This window comes from Blautia wexlerae DSM 19850 (assembly GCF_025148125.1).
GTDB lineage: Bacteria > Bacillota > Clostridia > Lachnospirales > Lachnospiraceae > Blautia_A > Blautia_A wexlerae.
This window is the reverse complement of record NZ_CP102267.1, coordinates 3,366,577-3,385,621: the sequence shown is the minus strand read 5'-3', so window position 1 is coordinate 3,385,621 and position 19,045 is coordinate 3,366,577. Positions and strand designations below refer to the sequence as shown.

The window sequence follows — 19,045 nt, the reverse complement described above, 5'->3', positions numbered from 1 at the left end:
ATTACATAGGACGCATCTGAGGAGCATCAGCAAACTTTGATCTGATATTCTGATTCTTCATTTACAGTAATGATGATGTCCTATGATTCAGATCCTAAAGAATATGCAAGGCTTGCTGGTTTTGGTTACAGAATGCTTGCTGAGGCAATCAAAGCAGATTTGGCATATCATATCAGTTGTCCGGCACTTCTTATCTGTGGCGAAAAAGATAAAGCGGGCTCAGCCCAAAGCTACAATAAAAAATGGCATCAGAGAGAAGGTTTACCGCTTAAATGGATAAAGAATGCTGGTCATAATTCCAATACGGACCAGCCGGATGAAGTAAACAGACTGATAGAAAAATTTATCAGCGAGGTAGATAGGAGAGGAGTGCCCCGATGAAATTAAATATACAGTGGAAAAAGTATTATGTGGGATTGCATTGATATGGTCAGTGACCTGCTGATGCAGGCAGAGGCAGTCTGAGACGACTGCAGATGACAGGGAAACGCACGCTAGACCGCCGGACGAATGAAACTGATAACAATGTTTACAGGGCGAAATGCCTGGAAAGGATGGATTCATGGAAGCACCAGATGGTGAGATTTCATTTGATTAATTCAGAGTAAATGGTTGGAGAGGCTGCCCTTTGCCGTGGCATCCTTTTTTCCATTTTACAGAAGATATCAAAAATCACAGGTATTCAACCTAACGAAATCGTGATATAATCAAAATATGTTTATACGAAAAGATGGAGGTAGCTTATGGGCGTAAGTTATAACAGGTTATGGAAAATGCTCATAAATAAAAATATGAAGCGGATAGAGATGCAGTACCTCACCGGGATCAGTGGAAACATTCTTGCCAGGATGGGAAAAAACCAGTATGTATCAATGGAGACGATTGAGAAGATTTGCAAGAAACTGGACTGCACCGTTGATGAGATGATGGAATTTACAGATGATGAGTAACAGGAGCAGACATGTCAAATTATTAAACCTGGCAGAATGCTTCAGAAGTCAAAAAGAATTTGAAAAAAGATAACACGTCGGATACGGCATAAATCTCTTAGTAACGCTAAGAGCGCACTTCGATACAGACAATTTCATCTGCCTGTATCGTGCAACCTGCGGTGCTGCTCCCGGTTTTGAGAAATCTCAATCCGGGAAATACAGCGAAATCAAAGATTTCGTACAAGGGGAGTTTCCCCTTGCGGCACAGGTGCCTATCCCAATAAAGTTTATGACTGAATATTTCAGATACAGACATATAAAGTTATAAATTTGGAGGATTCATTATGAGTGAGAAAACAGAGATTACTTTCATGCAAACAAGACTAATCCGGCTTGCTTCAGAAGAGTGGCATTTACCTGTTGAACAGATTATCCACTTGTTTAAAGAAGCTGATGTTCTTGGATATATAGAAAAATGCTATGGGATTTTTCATTGTGAAGGTGATGAAGCTGTGCTTGAAGACATTACAGAATTTCTGGAAGGAAAGGGGATAAAGATTAGTGCTTGAGTTAAAAGATGGATTTGTTCTCTATCATGGAAGTTATTGTGAAGTAAAAGAGCCAGATCTTGCCAAATGTGCAAAGAGAAAAGATTTTGGGCAGGGATTTTATTTAACCACATCCAAGGAGCAGGCAGAAAGTTTTCTGAGAACCTCGATAGTCAAAGCAATCGCAACCGGAACAATTGAAGAGGGACAGAAGTATGGATATATTTCAACTTTTGAATTCAAACTTTCAGAAAATCTTGAAACGCATATTTTTGAAAATGCAGATGTAGACTGGTTACATTGCATTGCCGCTCATCGAAAGAAAAAAATGTTCATCGAAGTTGAACGTGAAATGGCAAGGTATGATATCATTGCAGGAAAGATTGCGGATGATGCAACAAACGCTACCCTTACTGCTTACCTTGCCGGGGTTTTCGGGACAGCAGGCGATAAGGAAGCAGACGATTTCTGCATCAGACAGTTGCTGCCCAATAAACTAAAAGATCAATATTGCTTCAAAACAGAAGCCGCTATTAGGTGTCTGAAATTTGTGAAAGGTGAGAAGATATGGCTGAGGTAACAATTCCAAAAGAAAAAATGAATTATACAATAGATCTTCTTATCACTATGGTGACAGATGAGATTGCAGAAGAAACGGGCAAGGACAGAAAAGAGATATTGACAGATTTTCTATGTTCAAAGACAGGAAAAGCACTGTATGATGAGAAGACAAAGTTGTGGTGCACTGGCCCGGCATATATAGCTGAACTGTATATGGAAGAATTAAAGAAATCCTGATATGGGATGTGAGTTTAAATTTATACGACAATATGGTGATAAAAAACTTCTATTTCGAGGAAGTAACAAATAAACCTATATTATTCACGGCATAGCCGTGAATAATATAGGTTTATTTATAAATTTTTATGTTACAGAAAATTACTGTGTTATGCTAACGGCAGAGAAATCTGAAAAGTAGAACCACCGCCCGGGGTATCCAGTACAGAGATTGTTCCTTTATGAAGTGAAATGATCTCATACGCAATACACAGTCCCAGACCAAAATGCTGCCTGTTATTTCTGGCAGAATCTGCCTGGTAAAAACGCCGGAAAACAGAAGTCTTGGCAAAATCCGGAATACCGGGTCCGTTGTCTTTGACGCGGATAAGAAAGTGCGTTTCGGTCTGTGAAAGGGAAAGAATAATTTTCCCGTTTTCGGGGACATAACTGATGGCATTGTCAAGAAGGATTCCAAGCACCTGACTGATCCTTTCCGGGTCACAGGGACAGGAAGGGATTTCCTCTTCCGGAAGTTCAATGAAAAATTTCATATGGTGGTCCTGCATCAGGGGTTCATACTTTTCGTAGGTATCCAGAAGTAAAGTATCCAGTTCACAGAAAACCGGATGCATTTTCCAGGAATGGTTATCTGCATTTGACAGAGAGAGCATATCATTTATCAGGAGGGACATTCGTGTCCCTTCTTTTTCTATGACTGAAAGAAAATGTCCCTGTTCTTTCGGATCTGCCTTTTTCATGGCAGAGATTCCGGACAGGATTACTGCCAGAGGGGAGCGAAGCTCATGGGAGGCAGCAGCGATAAATTCGGTCTGTTCCTGCCTGCTTTTTTCCAGGGGAGTGATCATTCTTCCGGTAAAGAACCAGGAACAGATACTCAGAGCCAGAATTGCCAGAAAAGCTGCGCCGGAGAATGCAAGTCTCTGTAACAGAATCCTGTGTTTTACAGAATCCAGGGAATACAGGATGATCATACTGACGGTTCCGTGGCTCTTGGGGATCAGAGCAGTGGAAACATAGAAATCTTTCATCTGAAAAAAGATCCGTTTTGTCAGTTTACTGACCGCACCGGGATTGGAAAGATCAAGTGCATAGGAAGCAGCAGAGATTTCTTCTGCCTTCCGGAAAATCGTTTCATCCAGAGAATCCGTCTGTAGTTTTTTCAGATAAAGAGAATTTCCGTTGTCTCTGATATCCATGGAAATATCATAATTTTTTTCTGCCTGCAAAATCCAGTCACTGCTGATGATACTCTGCGTTTCCAGATGAGAGATACAGGAGATGGCGTTGTTCTGAAAGGTATTCCACGCATTCTGGCGTGTGCTGTTTTCTGCGATGAAATTACAGGCAGTTGTCATAATAAAAATGACGATGCCAATGATCAGAGCAGAGAAAAAAGTCATTTGAATATGAAGTCTGCGAAACATGAAATATTTACTCCTTTATGAGATTGTATGGTAATTGTATCATGAAAACCTGTAAATAATCTCTAAAAAAATTCCTGTAACCGAGTATAGAGACAATTTAGAGAAAACTCATGTATAATGAAAGATCAGGAGGATGAAAACAGATGAAAATTTTACTGATAGAGGATGACAGGGAACTGGCAGAGAGCATGAGATTTCAGCTCGAAAAAGAAGGCTATGAGACAGATATCTGCGATGACGGAGAAGAAGGGCTTTATTATATGAAAGAACGAAGCCATGATCTGGTGATCCTGGACCGGATGCTCCCGTCCATGGATGGCATCACTGTTTTGCAGGAAGCCAGAAAGAATCATGTTTCCACACCGGTGATCATGCTGACTGCACTGGGGGAATTACAGGATAAACTGACCGGACTGAAAGGCGGCGCAGATGACTATATGGTGAAGCCGTTTGCCTTCGAAGAACTTCTGGCAAGAATACAGTGCATGGTTCGAAGACCCGGAAGATGGGAGGACACGGCAGTATTATCGCTCGGAGATCTTATTTTTGATCCCGAAAGCGGCAGACTGGAAGGAAACGGAAAGGAATGTACCCTTTCCAAACGGGAAGGAGCACTTCTGGAGCTGATGCTTCGAAACGCCGGTCAGACACTTCCGAGAGAGGTAATCCTCAACCGTGTCTGGGGAGCAGACAGCGAGGTGGAGGATGGAAATCTTGATAATTATATTCATTTTCTGAGGCGAAGATTAAAAAGTGTCAGAAGTACACTGAACCTGAAAACCGTCCGGGGAATTGGATATCGGCTGGAAAATTAGAGAAAGTTTAGAGATTTGCCTGTTACAATCCATTTATCCTGAGAGGGACAGAAAGAAAATAAAAACATGGAGGTATATCCTGATATGAGAAAAATAAAAAGGTGGAAACAGGGAATCGCCGTTGCCGGAGTGATCGCACTTACCGGCAGCCTGCTTGCCGGATGTGGCGGTGCAGATGGAAAAAATTCCGGAAGCAAAGGAGAAACAGGAAGCAGCAATCAGGCAGGGAATGCAGATACAGCAGATCTTGTGAATGTAAATACCGACAATTCAGATGGTAAAAAAACAAAAGATGAGAGCGCAAAAGCAATGGGACGTTTTCTGGAAAATGATCTTACAGTACCTGAAAACAGCCAGTTTCTGAGAGATGTCAAAGTACTCGACTCAGGTGCATTGCGCATGGTTTATTACAGTACAGCAGATAACTGTTATTATGCAGCAGATTCTGCAGATAATGGAGAAACCTGGACGAATGGAAAAAGTCTGGAAGAACTGTTGGGGCTTAAGGAGAATCTGGGAGAATATATCAGCGTTGTTTCTGCAGCAGCGGATGGAAGTATATTTGTCGGGGCAGATCTGTCTCCTGACAGGGACAATGAAAATGCACAGACAACAGCCGACAGTGGGGAAGAGGATTCTGCGTATGACAACCTGAAAATGGAATTTTTCTATCTTTCCCCTGATGGAAATGTACAGAAAGTTGATACCGGAGATACGATTCAGTCTTCCTATACATTTCAGGCATGTTTCACAGAGAATGGGACAGTTCTTATCGTAGATCCAGGCAATGGCGTAGCAGAGATCAATCCTTCAGATGGAAGTCTGGTGAGAAGATATGAGGAAGGAATCCGTGTTGATTTTATCGGAACAGCAGGAAAAATGTTGTTTACCATTCAGGATCAGACTCTTCACGGATATGATCTGGATACTGGAAAACCACTGGACAATATCAGCGCGCTTACAGAGCAGATCCAGTCTGATGAGCAGGATGTCAACTGGACAACAACCAGCAGTTTTCCGCTTATGTTCTTAAAGGGAGATGAGGATAACAGCCTTTTTTATATTGATCATACCGGTGTTTACAGATATGTTCTGGGAGGCAGCACAGTGGAACAGATAATCGATGGTTCCTTGACTTCGCTCAGTTCACCGGATACAGGAACTGTAGCATGGGGACAGGACAGCGATGGAAATTTCTATGTGGGCTGTAATGCAGGCGAGGATATCAGAATTTATTCCTATGTATATTCCAAAGATACCCCAACGACACCGGATACAGAGCTGACAGTTTATTCCCTGAAAGACAGTAACTTCATAAAACAGGCAGCAGTGCTTTTCCAGAAAAAATATCCGGATATTTATGTGAATATTGAGGCGGGAATGTCAGGAGATGATTCCGTCACAGATACGGATGCGCTGAAAGTGCTCAATACAGAGATCATGGCCGGAACAGGACCGGATGTTCTGCTGCTGGATGGAATTTCAGAGGATACCTATATAGAGAGAGGAATGCTGGAGGATTTAAGCGGGGTATTAAAAGACGAAGATATCCTGCCAAATATCAAAGATGCATATACAAAAGAGGATGGAAGCATTTATACCATGCCTGTCAAGTTCGGCATTCCGATGATAGAGGGAAATAAGGATATCATCGCCGGAATTACGGATCTGACAACAGAGGCTGATGCAGCGGAAAGCCAGAAAGACAGCTATGGAAAACTGAAATTTTTCAGCTCTTTTTCCATATCACCGTCCGGGATGATACAGGGAACCATAGACAATAGTACATCGGCATGGATGAACGAGGACGGAACCCTCAAAGAAGATGCACTGAAAGAATATCTGGAGCAGGTAAACAGGATCTGGCAGACTCAGAAGGATGCGATAGAAGAGACAAAGAAAGCTTACCAGATGGGTGATGACTGGGCGAATTCAGATCGTTCCGGATATACAAATATTGCAGGATCGATAACGGATCTGCTTGTAAAAGTCAATACAGTGGCGGCAGGCGGTCTGCTTTCACCGGAGGGTCTGGTGTATCTGGATTCTGCAAAAAAAGTAGATCCGGATCTGGATTACAGACTTCTGAACGGACAAAGCGAGAATTGTTTCTATCCAAGGAGCATTGTGGGAATCAGTGCAAAGGCATCTGAAAAAGAAGCGGCAGAGAAGTTCGTAAAGTTCCTGTTTGAAGAGGAATCCCAGAGAGCAAGCAATGATGAAGGACTGGCTGTAAACAGCAAGGTTTATGAAGATATGGCTTACTGGAAAATGGGAAAATCCAGTGGAGATACCATTGGCTCGATCGGAACCTCTTATGATACGGGAGATGGTAATATCAAACAGCTTGAGATGGACGAGATCATTCCGGAAGATGAAGCAATACAGAACATCATGGATCTGGGAAAAATACTTACTGTACCTGCAAAGAGTAATCAGATCATCCGAAATGCAGTAACGGAATCCGGTGAGAAATACCTCAATGGAGAAACGGGGCTGGATGATGCTGTGAAAGAGATCATGCAGGAAGTAAATCTGTATTTATCTGAATAAGCTGCTGTCTGCTGCTGATTACCCAATACTGCAAGTTAAGGGAGTTTAAGAGAATGAAGATTAATTTAAAAGAACACTTATCTTTAACAGAGAAACGGAACGCAAAATCAGATTTGCTGTTTAGTCGGAAACGAAATCGCAGAAGATGTGCAGCTTTCAGAAATACAGAAAAAGGTCTGGCTTTTATTCTTCCGAGTTTTGCAGGTGTCTGCATTTTCTGGCTGATCCCGTATGTGGATGTGATCCGCAGATCTTTTTGCGGGGCAGTGAATGGAGAATTTGTGGGGATAGAGAACTACAGGACGATATTTGCAAACAAAGCGTTTCGTCTGGCAGCAGGCAACACACTTCGGTTCTTCGGAGTGTGTGTGCCGCTGCTGGTGGTATTGTCTCTGATCATAGCAGTCCTGCTTGCAGGGCAGAAAAGATTTACGCAGATTCTGAAAAGTTTCTTTCTTCTGCCAATGGCAATCCCCGTAGCATCAGTGGTACTTCTGTGGAGACTGCTTTTTGACGATCAGGGCTTATGGAATCACCTGCTTCATATGTTATCTGTTCAGACGACTGACTGGATGAATACAGGTGCTTCTTTTTATGTACTGGTGATCAGTTATATATGGAGAAATCTTGGATATGATGTAGTGCTCTGGATGGCAGGATTGTCTGCCATTCCGGCGGCACTTTACGAGGCAGCAAAAGTGGACGGGGCAGGGGAGTGGAAATGTTTTACGAAGATCACACTCCCGAATCTGCTCCCGTCCCTTTTTACGATCGTGGTACTTTCTGTACTCAATGCATTTAAGGTTTTCCGTGAGGCATATCTGGTGGCCGGTGATTATCCGCAGGAAAAAATGTATCTGCTTCAGCATCTGTTTAACAACTGGTACAGGGACCTGTCGCTGGATAAGATGTCGGCTGCGGCAGTGGTGACCGGACTGGTGATTTTTCTGCTGATCCTGGGATTGTGGAAAGCCTGGGGGAAAGGCGGGGCAGAATGAGAAAAGTTATGCAGATATTCCGTATCAGGAAGATAGGAAGCCTGCTCCTTGTACTCCTTGCACTGGTGGCAGTATTTCCGGTATTTTTTTCAGTTACAGGATCACTGATGGGGCAGAAGGAATTAAATGATCTTCTGGGGGCGGTACTGACAGCAGACAGTGGATCTGCTTCCGGTCAGGCAGTCAGTTATGTATTCTGGAGAGTACTTCCGCTTTATCCGACGCTGAGATCCTATGTGAAAGTCCTGCTGGATTCTCCGGAGTTTTTTGTGATGTTCTGGAATTCCGTAAAGATTACTGTCGGAGTTCTGGCAGGGCAGATCCTGGTGGGAGTACCGGCAGCGTGGGGATTTGCCAGATATCGTTTTCCGGGAAAAAATCTGCTGTTTATGATCTATGTGGCATTGATGATGATGCCCTTTCAGGTAATGATGCTCAGTAATTATCTGGTTCTGGATCAGATGAAACTTCTGGATCATCTGTGGGGGATTATTCTTCCGGCGGCCTTTTCCACGTTTCCGGTTTTTATCATGTATCGTTTCTTTGAGAGTATTCCGGAGGCACTGATGGAATCTGCGCGGCTGGACGGGGCGGGTGAGCTGCTTATTTTTATCAGAATCGGAATCCCTCTGGGTTCTGCGGGTATCATTTCGGCACTGGTTCTGGGATTTCTGGAATACTGGAATCTGATCGAACAGCCAATGGCATTTCTGAAGACCAAAAGTCTGTGGCCGCTGTCTCTGTACCTTCCACAGATCGATATCTCCCAGACAGGAAAGGCATTTGCGGTATCTGTTCTGGTTCTGATCCCGGCAGTGATTGTTTTTCTGGCAGGGCAGGATTATCTGGAACAAGGGATCATATCCACGGCAATCAAGGAATAGAGCGACAGAAACGAGAGGATTTATCTATGAAGAAAATAAAACTGATAAAAATTCTGGCAGGATTTTTTGCCCTGATGCTTTTGTTTACTTTTCTGTCCAGGGCGGCAGATTCGGTGAATGTAGCACAGGTAGAGACAAAAACAGCTCAGAATCAGGTGATCACGCATGAGGTGACCGGCACAGGTAAAGTGATGGGAACCAGAGAACGGGCAGTTTTTACCCAGGAGGGACAGAAGGTGGAGCAGGTTTATGTGCAGGAAGGACAGAATGTGAAAAAAGGGGATGCGCTGCTGAAGTTTTCTGTAAAATATCTAAAAAAAACCATAAAGGAAAAACAGGATGCCATAGATGTTCTGCAGGGGAAGATCAATGATCTGATCAGTGCAGAATCTGTGAATCAGCAGAAGAGAAATAATGAGTTTTCAGATGCACAGGAAAATTATAACAGTGCGGTTTCCAGCGGAAATTACAGTGTGCAGGCGGCACAGAATGAGGCAGCCATAGCCAGACAGAAGCTTCAGGATTATTACGCACAGCGGGATGCGGCGCAGAATGACGTACAGGATAAGATACCGGATGAGGAGAAGTTCAGTGATTCCAGCGAGTTTGATGATCCGGGAAATACAGACGATTTCGGGAATACAGATGATCCGGAGAACTCCGATGATTCCGGAAATACGGATCGCACAGATGGCGAAGGGAATAAAAATACATCAGGAAACGGCGACAATTCGAATGCGCAGGACAATTCTCAGGAGCAGGCATTGATTGATGATATCCGGGCGAAAGAGGAGGCGGTCAATGAAGCCATGCTCAGCCGCAGAAGAGAACTTCAGTCAGCAGAGCAGGCAATCCGGGATACGCAGATCGGTGATGCTTCGGATTCCACGCTGGAGAATACGCAGGCGGAACTTGAGACTGCGCAGAAAGATCTGGAAACGTTGCAGAAAGTGCTGGCACGAAAGGGAAAAGTGAAAGCACCCTGTGATGGTGTGATAAAGAGTCTGAGTGCAGTGACAGGAAGCCAGACAGGAGCGGAAGCTGCGGTTGTCCTTTATGAATCCAAAGGAACCTTTCGGTTTCAGGCAGAGGTCAGCAAAGATGATCTGAAATACATAAAGAGTGGCGGAGAGGTAATTTTAAAAGGTGCGGATGAAAAAGAGATTACAGGAGCGAAAGTGGAGTCTGTGAAAGAGGACAGCAGTAATGAAAATCAGTACATTCTTTCTGTACAGGTACCGGAGGGAACTCTTTCCATAGGAGATACTGCGGAATTTACAATTTCTCAGGATGCAGGTCCTTTTAATGTCTGTGTTCCGCTGAGCGCATTGTATGAGGAAAATGGCAGATACTATGTTTATGTGACAGATACACAGAACACCGTCCTGGGTGAGGTACTGGTAGCGCGAAAAACGTATGTGAATGTGAAAGATAAAAATTCTTCCACTGCTGCGCTGGAGAACGGGGATTTATCAAGTGACCAGAAAATCGTGACTTCCAGTGACAGAGAGATCAGCAGCGGCAGCCGGATCAGGCTGCTGGAGGAATGAGTGTCAGAAGTCAGAGTGCCTTTTTAAGGAAAGCCGGTACTCTGACTGTGTGGCTGATTATTTTCTGTATTTATTTTCTGGGAGTCTATAATTATGTGCAGATCAGAAATGATACAGCAGTATCGGTGTTTCTGTCCGCAGCTTATCCTGACAGGAAAGGAGCAGAAAATATCCTGAAGCAGGAAAGAAAAAGTGAGAAGCCTTATGATGTATGTTTTTATGCAGATGCAGGGTTGAGGGAGATTTCTGCGAAAGAAGGAAACCGGCAGGCACAGGCGATGACTGTGTATCTTAAGGGAAATCCCGCAGGGTATGACTGGCAGGCAGCAGCTCTGACAGAAGGTGATCCGGATGGCTGCGTGATTGATGGTACAACTGCCTGGGAGCTCTTTGGCAATAAGGTTCCGGGTGGTCAGATTCTGTTTCAGGGACGTACTTATACTGTCAGGAAAGTTGCGGACTGGGGGCAGAAAATTCTGGTTTTCGGGGCGGCTTCTGCGGATGATACCGAGACGGAACTTTTTTATAATCGTTTGTTTATCAGAAGGAGAAATGGAGAAACCGAAGAAAGTACAGTGAACGGATTTCTGATGAAATACGGACTTCAGGGAACTGTGGTATCCTCGACTTTACCGAAAAATGCAGGACTGGCGGCATTACTGCTGCTTCCGGCGGTTCTTTCTGGCAGTCTGTGGACGGAAATAAGCAGAGAAAAAAAGAACTATACAGTGAAAGATGCAGAGTACTGGTTCTGCAACCTGCTGTACAGTGTAATGGCAGGGACGGTGGTCTGGCTTCTTTTTACACATCTGACCTGGCCGGAGGGATGGATTCCGTCAAGGTGGTCTGACTTTGGGTTCTGGAAAGAAAAGGTGGATCAGGCTGTGGCAGAATTTAAGCTGTATCTGATGCTTCCGAAGACGGTATCCCAGACGGAAGGTATGATTCTTGGCGGGAAAACGGTTTGTGCAGGAGGGGGTTCCTGTTTTCTGTATTTGTTGTGGAAAGTATATGAAAAGGGATATGACAGAATCTCTGACAGAGGAAGGCGAGGGAAGGATTTTCCAGTGGAGCAGAATTAAATCCCTCTGGCAAAGTTCTAAGCAGTTATTAGGCTATCAAGGTTCGTTAATAGTTGCTATTCCAACTGTACATTCAGCTTACCGATATTTGAAAATGTCTCATAGAATTCATTCTTATAAGGGCAGCTGCTGCACAGCTTGAATGTGATATATCTTGCTGAATGAACTACTTTTGCAGCAATCTTCAGCAGTTTTAAGCGGACGGTATGGACTACAATTTCTCATAGTTCATCAGCTCTGTGACTGTGTGTCAGGCTCTTTGATAACTATTTTTTCTTATTGTTCTTCCATGTTTTGTATATAACATTGGAAACAGGAAGTAAAACACATATAGCTACAAACCAACCTGGAAAATGTGGCATAATCTCAATCCTCCTTATCTTATACAAGATTGAATATAGCCGCTGCAATGCAGATAGCAGCAACGATAAGTGATACAATAATTCGTAAAATGGAAAAACTATACAATTTTTCTGGATTTTGCGTGTCATAACGCACGGTAATGGTTGTTCCAATCTGTGACGCCATTGGTACTTGTATGCAGTTTTGGGACTGATACGTTCTTCCATTCACTTTATACGAAACGGTCACCCATTTTGAATTACGAAATTTTGAGTTTTCTGGATTTATTGTTTTGAAAGAAATAATCGTACCGACGGTTTGTGCCGTTTTGTTTCCTTTTAAAAAAAATTGAATACAGTTTATCAATCCAAAACACAATGCTATCGCAGCAATGACATAAAGAAAAATAGTATCTCTATCCATAGTCCCACCTTTCTTTATCACGCCAAGTCTGCTTTATCGTAAATCTTTATAGACAAAGATGCTGATATTGCTAAAATCGCAAAACCAATAAGGACAATACCGCCATAAACAAGGTATGGTGAAAACATAGAGAGGAAGTTCAAGTTTAGATTTCCCGCTCTCATAAGCAGTGGCAGAATAAATGGCGAAGCCATAATAATCACCCCAAAGGCAAACTTTGTTTTTTCATATCCAAACTTATACTGTATTGGCAAATAAATACCAATAAAAACAGATACTATAAGAAACATAAATGCAAACAGCTTGATATCTGATGTTCCTAATCCGGGCATAAACAAGGTTTCAAGTTCAAAAACGATACAACAGATTGCATATATAGCCATGCAAAAAATGTATTTTGATGAAACTATCGCTTTCCGTGAAAATGGTGTGGCACATAGTAATGTCGTAGCTTTTGGAAATTGATACTCTTTTAGGGATACATATTGCAACAGCATGAAAACGCCAAAAATGACAGAAAGAATAAATCCAAAAACTCCCGTAAACTCCGGTGTCCGCCAACGCATGACAGGTGGGATAAGCGCAATAACTACAAGCATAATCAGCACATATTTTTTTACAATCAGAAAATCCTTTTTTAGTAGGGCGAACAACATCATTTTTCACCTCCGATATTTCCAAGCATAATATCCTCAATCGTCGGACGCTCAACCATAATGTTGGGAATATAAGACCGTACTTCGGATATTTGTTTTGTAATTCCTGTAAATCCAAAATCAGTTTCAGATATAGATAAAAAAAGCTTGCGAGCATCAGTTGTTAAAGCTCCGCTATCACCTTTGACTATCCGATATGTGTCAAGCAAGGTATCCTTTTCCTCTCGAAAGACGATACGCCCGTTATCAATCATAATTAGCATATCGGCAATCTTATCAAGGTCAGAGGTGATATGTGTCGAAAAGAAAACACCTTTGCCGCCATTTTCCATGTACTCAGTTAAGATTTTCAAAAGCTGCCCCCTAACTAAAGGATCAAGTCCGCTTGTCGGCTCATCCATAATCAAAAGTTCTGCGTTATGAGAAAGAGCTAAAGCAAGAGCATACTTCATTCTCATACCTTTGGAAAGGCTATTGATTTTTTGCTTCGGGTCAAGCGAAAACATATCCATGTACCGCTTAAAATCCTGTTCAGACCATGAAGTGTACGCAGATGAAATAATTACTTTCATTTCACCCAGCGAAAGTTCTTCGTAAAATCCCCCGCCGTCTAAAACTATACCAATACGGTCTTTGATTTCTCTTTCATTCTTATCCATGTCAAGACCGAAAAACTGAATTTTGCCGGATAGCTTGTTCGTCAGACCTAAAAGCGTCCGCAGCGTTGTTGTTTTACCTGCTCCATTGACACCAATAAAACCTGTGATACACCCCTCTGGCAAAGAGAATGTCACATCTTTCAAAGAAAAATCGCCATACGACTTATTTAAACCGCTGACTGTCAAAATATCGTTCATTTCAATCCTCCTCGTAAAGAATATCCATCATGGAATTAAGTTCTTCCTTACTGATTTTCAGTGATTTTGCTGTTTGTATCATATCCGCCATTTTTTGTTCTACAAGCCGTCGTTTGGAGTCGCGGAGTAATTCAAGATTGCTTGTAGATACAAATGTCCCAATTCCTACTTGACTTACAATAAATCCCTCCTGTTCTAACTCCTCATATACCCGTCGAATTGTTAAGACGCTCACTTTCAAATCATTAGCAAAAGCCCGAATAGAGGGAAGTGCGTCCCCTTCAACCAATTCTTCTTTTAATATGGCGTCCTTAATCTGGTCTTTTATCTGTTGGTATAAGGGAGTGTCAGAAGTATTTGAAATTAGTATTTTCACAAATCCCCTCGCCCCTTTCTTCTAGTGTGATGTAACTATATACACATTATAAACAACAGACACATTATTGTCAATATAATACTGAAAACAAACAGATAGAGAGGAATTACAGGATTTTTCTTTACTCTCTTTTGGCAAATGGGGCTTTCCGTTGTAGTAGATAACAAGGGATAAAACTTTCATAGCAAGCATAGGAAATGAGTACCCACTTCCGTATTTTGCCCTGCAAAATTGCTTGTTGGGAAGTGTCCCAAACCCTCGATACGAAAGGAGCGCTTGGATAAAATTAAATATACAGTGAATAAAAGTATTATATGGAATTGCATTGATAATTATTGGTACAAATGTGGTCAAATCAAGAAAAACGAGTGCGAAAGCAAGTGAAAAATCCCTGTGAAGCCCGTTAAATCAAGGCTTAACAAAATCTTCACAAAAAATTAGCACTCATCACTTGTTATTACAGCGTAGCTTTTGTCTTAGTTCATTATCCCCGTGTCTGTACCGCCAGAAGTACCATTAAGGGAATTTCCGTACAATGCAGTTGTGGAGCTTGTCAATCCCGTAGCTGATACGGTATCACGAAAAACCTATACGGGTGCAGATGTGGACTGGTATGTAAAGGCAGAGGATATTGTATTGAAGAATAAAGGTAACCAGAACGCAGGCAGTCTACAGAACCCTACACCGCAGGGACAGCCGAAGAAATAAAAGTGATGTATTTGTCTTAATTTTGATTGACACGAACAACGCAGAGTGATATATTTATCTCATAAAGATACAAAAACATCTCATTTGAAAGGAGAGATAAATATGTCAAAGAAACAAATTAAAAAAATTATTTTTATGGGGGTAGGGTGTGCTTTATTGCTTATTGTTGGTACAATCTACTCCCTATTATACAATGATGGACGCTGGGTCAAAAATATGGATATGTCGGAATATGTATTTTCTTACAAGGATATTCCTATGTTAGTAATTGGAGCTTTAATAGCACTATATGCTATCTATATAGTAATTATCTGCTTTAAAAATGTCTTTTCAAAAAACAGCAGGGAAAAACGATATTCAAGAACAATTTCTCCTTACTGGGGATTTTGTGGAATGTTTGGTTTTCTGGGGTTTGGCGGATTTTGGACATACTATAAATTTGGAGAAATATTTCCTTTTGCTTTTTTCATATTTTTTGGTTTTTTCAGTTTTTTCTTTGAAGGTAAACTTTCTCATATCTTAGAAGATGAGCTTTTTCAAGAAAATAAACGTAAGGCACAATTAGAAGCCTACAAGATAGGTTTTAAACTATTATTTGTAGTTATCTGGCTTATGGCAATAGGTATGTTTTCCCGTAATGTTGAGTGGTGTGCAATATTTATGCTGATTTCTGTTTCACTTATCTATGCTCTTGTTCTTTTTCTTAGCAACTATTTATTATATCGTTATGAAAAAAGGGAATAAATTATGGAAGCAAAGTTTGTATGTAATTTAAAAAAATATCGTGTAGCACAAGAATTAACACAAGAACAACTCGCTGACATTGTAGGTGTTCGTCGTGAAACTATTATGAGATTAGAAAAAGCACAATATAATCCGTCACTTAAATTGGCAATAGATATTTCAAGAGCTGTAAAAGCTCCGATAGAAGATATATTTATTTTTGAATAAAGACAGTTTAAAGCAGTTAGTCTTAGGATTGACTGCTTTTTTCGTACACAGAAAGGAGAGATTGTTTTATGCGTAAGATTTGGAATAAAGGACACCGTATCAGAGCCAGCGACAAGCACCTTGTCTATCACTTTTCCATAGGAACGCTTCTGTTTGTATTTGTAGCGGTTCTTTTGCTACTGAATATCAAACAGCTCATGCGTACCGATTGGGAGCATTTCAGCTTGTTAGAGAATGGCTTGACACTTTCCCCTTACAACTTCATAACCATACTGATAGCGACTGGTGTTTGTGCATTGGTAGCTTTTCTGTATTACTGCTTCTGTTACAACAGTTTCAAGAAGCTCCTGCACCGTCAAAAGCTGGCAAGAATGATACTGGAAAATAAGTGGTATGAAGTAGATACTGTACAAGACAGCGGTTTTTTTACTGACCTGCAAAGCAGATCAAGGGAAAAAATCGTCTGGTTTCCAAAGATTTATTATCAAATGGAAAAGGGACTGCTTCATATCCGCTGTGAAATTACGCTGGGAAAATATCAAGACCAGCTTTTACGGTTAGAGGATAAATTGGAAAGTGGCTTGTATTGTGAGCTGACCGACAAGACCCTGCATGACGGCTATATCGAATATACCCTGCTTTATGATATGATAGCAAACCGCATTACCATTGATGAAGTATTGGCAGAAAACGGCTGTCTTAGACTGATGAAAAATCTTGTCTGGGAATATGACACACTCCCTCACGCTCTGATTGCTGGTGGGACGGGTGGCGGTAAAACATACTTTTTACTGACACTGATTGAAGCCCTACTGCATACCGACGCTGTCCTTTACATCTTAGACCCGAAGAACGGTGCGAGACGTTTCTACTTGAAAAGAGTAGACACTGCACAATCAATTAAAATTGTGTTGGAGAACTGAACACACGAACAGTCGAATGATGGGGTAACGCCCTGAAAGGCTACTTTAATACTCCGACTGGCAGGATTATGAGTAAACATAGGTCTGTCAGAAGCTCGGTGAAGTCGGCAGAGAGATACCGTAAGAGTTACCTATCGCTATCTGACCTTGCAGACTTGGGAACGGTCATGGGAAATGTCTACCACACGAAAGACGATATGATTGACTGCGTCAATGCCTTTTATGAGGGCATGGTCACACGCTCGGAAGAAATGAAACTGCACCCGAACTATCGTACAGGGAAAAACTATGCCTATCTGGGGCTTGCTCCACAATTCCTTATCTTTGATGAATATGTGGCGTTCTTGGAAATGCTCACGACAAAGGAAAGCACCGCCCTGTTAAGCCAGTTAAAGAAAATCGTCATGCTCGGTAGACAGGCTGGATACTTTCTGATTGTGGCTTGCCAGCGTCCAGACGCAAAGTATTTCGGGGACGGTATCAGAGATAACTTTAACTTCCGTGTGGGGCTTGGTCGCATGAGTGAACTCGGCTACGGTATGCTCTTTGGAAGTGATGTGAAAAAGCAGTTTTTCCAGAAGCGAATCAAAGGGCGTGGATATTGTGATGTGGGAACAAGCGTCATATCTGAATTTTACACTCCCCTTGTACCCAAAGGCTATGATTTCTTAGGTACGATTGGGAAACTTGCACACATAAGGCAGGACGGACAGGTGGCGTGCGGAGCGAAAGCCACAGGTACGGACTAGCCTTGCTGGTGTGGCGGTAGCCACGCCAGCATATATCAAGCCCCTCGGTATCTAACAGAGGGGCACAAATCACAAGGAAACATACACAAAAGTTACCGATTCTTGGCTGAAATCAAGCGTTTGGTAGCTTTTTTTACTGCTGTGACATCGGATATAAAATGTCACAGTTTTTTCGTAAAGGGGGTATCGCACTGAATGATACAGAGTGGATACAGGATTTTGCAGACAGACGTTTGCAGTACGGTGTATCCCAGACGAAACTTGCGGTCATGGCTGGAATCAGCCGTGAACATTTAAGCCGTATCGAATCCGGCAAGGTGGCGGTCACAGAAGAAATGAAAGTGAAACTTTTGGAAGCTCTGGAAAAATTCAATCCAGAAGCACCGCTTACCATGCTGTTTGATTATGTGAGAATACGGTTTCCGACACTGGATATTGGACACATCATTAAGGACATCTTAAAGCTCAATATCCAGTACATGATACATGAGGAGAAAAGAAATACTGAATTTTGGACAGAACCTTTATAACTGGTTTTTAAGCAACGCACAGAGCCTTGTGTTGATGGCGATTGTTGTTATCGGTATCTACTTGGGATTCAAGCGTGAGTTTTCCAAACTTATCGGATTCTTGGTAGTTGCCTTAGTAGCCGTTGGTCTTGTATTCAATGCGTCCGGCGTAAAAGACGTATTGTTACAGTTATTCAATAAGATTATTGGAGCGTAAAATTAGTATTGCTATTGTGCGGACATTTGTATATAATAAAGATAGATGGAAATACTACTCACGAAAGGAGATGTTTTATATGGCTACAAAATCAGCAAATTTATATGCAAGGATTGAACCAGATGTCAAAGAAAAAGCAGAAAGTATCCTGTCTACACTTGGTATCCCTGCTTCCAGTGCTATCAATATGTTTTATAAACAGATTATCTTACAAAGAGGACTTCCGTTTGAAGTAAAAATACCATCTGCCAGACCTGTTGACATCAGCACATTATCAGAAGCAGAGTTCAATGAAGAATTGGAGAAAGGATATGCGGATATGCAGGCTGGACGGACAAAAAATGCGAAGAAAGCCTTTACTGACATTCGCAAGGATTATGGCTTATGATATATGAAGTAGAAGTATCCGAACAGGCTGACAGTGATTTGAGAGGAATTTTTGAATATATTGCTTTTGAATTGCAATCGCCGGAAAATGCAAGCGGACAACTTGACCGTCTGGAAGAACAGATATTAAGTCTGGATACGATGCCAGAGCGTTATCGAAAATATGAAAAAGAACCGTGGAAAAGTCGTGGACTTCGTGTATTACCAGTAGACAATTATGTGGTACTTTATATTCCAGATAGCGATAAAAAGGTTGTAACAATACTTAGAGTAATGTATGCCGGACGGGACATAGGCAATCAGTTAAATCTCCACACAAAGCAATAAAGGATATGATTTAAAGCAGTCTTTCATTTATGA

At 41.9% G+C, this 19,045-nt stretch carries 21 protein-coding genes and 5 pseudogenes; 20 read left to right on the top strand and 6 right to left on the bottom strand.

The features are described from left to right. The first annotated feature begins 69 nt into the window (after positions 1-69). The 5 genes from NQ550_RS15795 (at position 70) to NQ550_RS15775 (ending at position 2,278) form a co-directional block, all read left to right on the top strand. The gene (locus NQ550_RS15795; protein WP_044996491.1) at positions 70-381 is read left to right on the top strand and encodes an alpha/beta fold hydrolase; all 312 of its coding nucleotides are present in this window, start codon (positions 70-72) and stop codon (positions 379-381) included. Between the two features lie 362 nt (positions 382-743). Further along, complete coding sequence (locus NQ550_RS15790; protein WP_025579153.1) at positions 744-950, top strand: helix-turn-helix domain-containing protein; 207 nt, start codon at positions 744-746, stop codon at positions 948-950. Positions 951-1,276: 326 nt separating this feature from the next. After that, positions 1,277-1,501 (top strand): DUF3791 domain-containing protein, encoded by a 225-nt coding sequence (locus NQ550_RS15785; RefSeq protein ID WP_005341260.1) that lies wholly within the window; start codon positions 1,277-1,279, stop codon positions 1,499-1,501. Then, entirely contained in the window at positions 1,494-2,060 is a 567-nt protein-coding gene (locus tag NQ550_RS15780; protein WP_025579155.1) for a DUF3990 domain-containing protein, read from the top strand. Before NQ550_RS15785 ends, NQ550_RS15780 begins: the two co-directional genes overlap by 8 nt. Continuing rightward, complete coding sequence (locus tag NQ550_RS15775) at positions 2,048-2,278, top strand: hypothetical protein (RefSeq protein ID WP_025579156.1); 231 nt, start codon at positions 2,048-2,050, stop codon at positions 2,276-2,278. Before NQ550_RS15780 ends, NQ550_RS15775 begins: the two co-directional genes overlap by 13 nt. 149 nt (positions 2,279-2,427) lie before the next feature. On the opposite strand, the gene NQ550_RS15770 is transcribed toward NQ550_RS15775, so the two are convergent. After that, entirely contained in the window at positions 2,428-3,705 is a 1,278-nt protein-coding gene (locus NQ550_RS15770; RefSeq protein WP_025579157.1) for a sensor histidine kinase, read from the bottom strand. A gap of 143 nt (positions 3,706-3,848) precedes the next feature. Here NQ550_RS15770 and NQ550_RS15765 point away from each other — a divergent pair, with 143 nt between their 5' ends. The 6 genes from NQ550_RS15765 (at position 3,849) to NQ550_RS15740 (ending at position 11,587) form a co-directional block, all read left to right on the top strand. After that, entirely contained in the window at positions 3,849-4,520 is a 672-nt protein-coding gene (locus NQ550_RS15765; RefSeq protein WP_025579158.1) for a response regulator transcription factor, read from the top strand. Between the two features lie 84 nt (positions 4,521-4,604). After that, a complete protein-coding gene (locus NQ550_RS15760) occupies positions 4,605-7,073 on the top strand; it encodes an ABC transporter substrate-binding protein (protein ID WP_197724775.1) in 2,469 nt (822 codons plus the stop codon). Positions 7,074-7,126: 53 nt separating this feature from the next. Further along, positions 7,127-8,071 (top strand): carbohydrate ABC transporter permease, encoded by a 945-nt coding sequence (locus NQ550_RS15755; protein WP_025579162.1) that lies wholly within the window; start codon positions 7,127-7,129, stop codon positions 8,069-8,071. Continuing rightward, positions 8,068-8,955 (top strand): carbohydrate ABC transporter permease, encoded by an 888-nt coding sequence (locus tag NQ550_RS15750; RefSeq protein ID WP_226852677.1) that lies wholly within the window; start codon positions 8,068-8,070, stop codon positions 8,953-8,955. Before NQ550_RS15755 ends, NQ550_RS15750 begins: the two co-directional genes overlap by 4 nt. Before the next feature lie 26 nt (positions 8,956-8,981). Then, positions 8,982-10,505 carry an HlyD family efflux transporter periplasmic adaptor subunit gene (locus NQ550_RS15745; RefSeq protein ID WP_025579165.1) on the top strand — a complete coding sequence of 508 codons (1,524 nt, stop codon included), beginning with the start codon at positions 8,982-8,984 and terminating at the stop codon, positions 10,503-10,505. Further along, positions 10,502-11,587 carry a hypothetical protein gene (locus NQ550_RS15740; protein WP_025579166.1) on the top strand — a complete coding sequence of 362 codons (1,086 nt, stop codon included), beginning with the start codon at positions 10,502-10,504 and terminating at the stop codon, positions 11,585-11,587. The genes NQ550_RS15745 and NQ550_RS15740 overlap by 4 nt, the downstream gene beginning before the upstream one ends. 56 nt (positions 11,588-11,643) lie before the next feature. Here the strand turns inward: NQ550_RS15740 and NQ550_RS15735 are convergent. The 5 genes and pseudogenes from NQ550_RS15735 to NQ550_RS15715 all read right to left on the bottom strand — a co-directional run. Then, positions 11,644-11,799, bottom strand: a pseudogene (locus tag NQ550_RS15735) (transposase); the annotation flags it as partial. Between the two features lie 169 nt (positions 11,800-11,968). Then, positions 11,969-12,352 carry a DUF3592 domain-containing protein gene (locus tag NQ550_RS15730; RefSeq protein WP_025579167.1) on the bottom strand — a complete coding sequence of 128 codons (384 nt, stop codon included), beginning with the start codon at positions 12,350-12,352 and terminating at the stop codon, positions 11,969-11,971. A gap of 17 nt (positions 12,353-12,369) precedes the next feature. Beyond that, entirely contained in the window at positions 12,370-13,011 is a 642-nt protein-coding gene (locus NQ550_RS15725; protein WP_049947370.1) for an ABC-2 transporter permease, read from the bottom strand. Continuing rightward, positions 13,008-13,865, bottom strand: coding sequence for an ABC transporter ATP-binding protein (locus NQ550_RS15720; RefSeq protein ID WP_025579170.1), 858 nt, complete (start codon positions 13,863-13,865; stop codon positions 13,008-13,010). The genes NQ550_RS15725 and NQ550_RS15720 overlap by 4 nt, the downstream gene beginning before the upstream one ends. 1 nt (position 13,866) lies before the next feature. Beyond that, entirely contained in the window at positions 13,867-14,241 is a 375-nt protein-coding gene (locus tag NQ550_RS15715) for a GntR family transcriptional regulator (protein WP_021908000.1), read from the bottom strand. 483 nt (positions 14,242-14,724) lie between these two features. Here NQ550_RS15715 and NQ550_RS15710 point away from each other — a divergent pair. From NQ550_RS15710 to NQ550_RS15670, 9 genes and pseudogenes are all read left to right on the top strand, one after another. Next, positions 14,725-14,949, top strand: a pseudogene (locus NQ550_RS15710) (DUF961 family protein); the annotation flags it as partial. A gap of 102 nt (positions 14,950-15,051) precedes the next feature. Next, a complete protein-coding gene (locus NQ550_RS15705; RefSeq protein WP_025579173.1) occupies positions 15,052-15,693 on the top strand; it encodes a DUF2178 domain-containing protein in 642 nt (213 codons plus the stop codon). A 3-nt stretch (positions 15,694-15,696) separates the two neighbouring features. Beyond that, entirely contained in the window at positions 15,697-15,900 is a 204-nt protein-coding gene (locus NQ550_RS15700) for a helix-turn-helix transcriptional regulator (protein ID WP_008787613.1), read from the top strand. Between the two features lie 68 nt (positions 15,901-15,968). Continuing rightward, positions 15,969-16,751 (top strand): annotated as a pseudogene (locus NQ550_RS15695) (ATP-binding protein); the annotation flags it as partial. A gap of 215 nt (positions 16,752-16,966) precedes the next feature. After that, a pseudogene (locus NQ550_RS15690) lies at positions 16,967-17,572 on the top strand (ATP-binding protein); the annotation flags it as partial. A 158-nt stretch (positions 17,573-17,730) separates the two neighbouring features. Further along, positions 17,731-18,066, top strand: a pseudogene (locus tag NQ550_RS15685) (helix-turn-helix domain-containing protein); the annotation flags it as partial. Between the two features lie 10 nt (positions 18,067-18,076). Next, positions 18,077-18,298, top strand: a complete 222-nt coding sequence (locus tag NQ550_RS15680; protein WP_004844214.1) for a hypothetical protein — start codon at positions 18,077-18,079, stop codon at positions 18,296-18,298. 79 nt (positions 18,299-18,377) lie between these two features. Then, entirely contained in the window at positions 18,378-18,686 is a 309-nt protein-coding gene (locus NQ550_RS15675; protein WP_025579177.1) for a type II toxin-antitoxin system RelB/DinJ family antitoxin, read from the top strand. Then, positions 18,683-19,012: a type II toxin-antitoxin system RelE/ParE family toxin gene (locus NQ550_RS15670; protein ID WP_025579179.1), complete on the top strand. Its 330-nt coding sequence runs from the start codon at positions 18,683-18,685 to the stop codon at positions 19,010-19,012. The genes NQ550_RS15675 and NQ550_RS15670 overlap by 4 nt, the downstream gene beginning before the upstream one ends. The last annotated feature ends 33 nt before the right edge of the window (positions 19,013-19,045 follow it).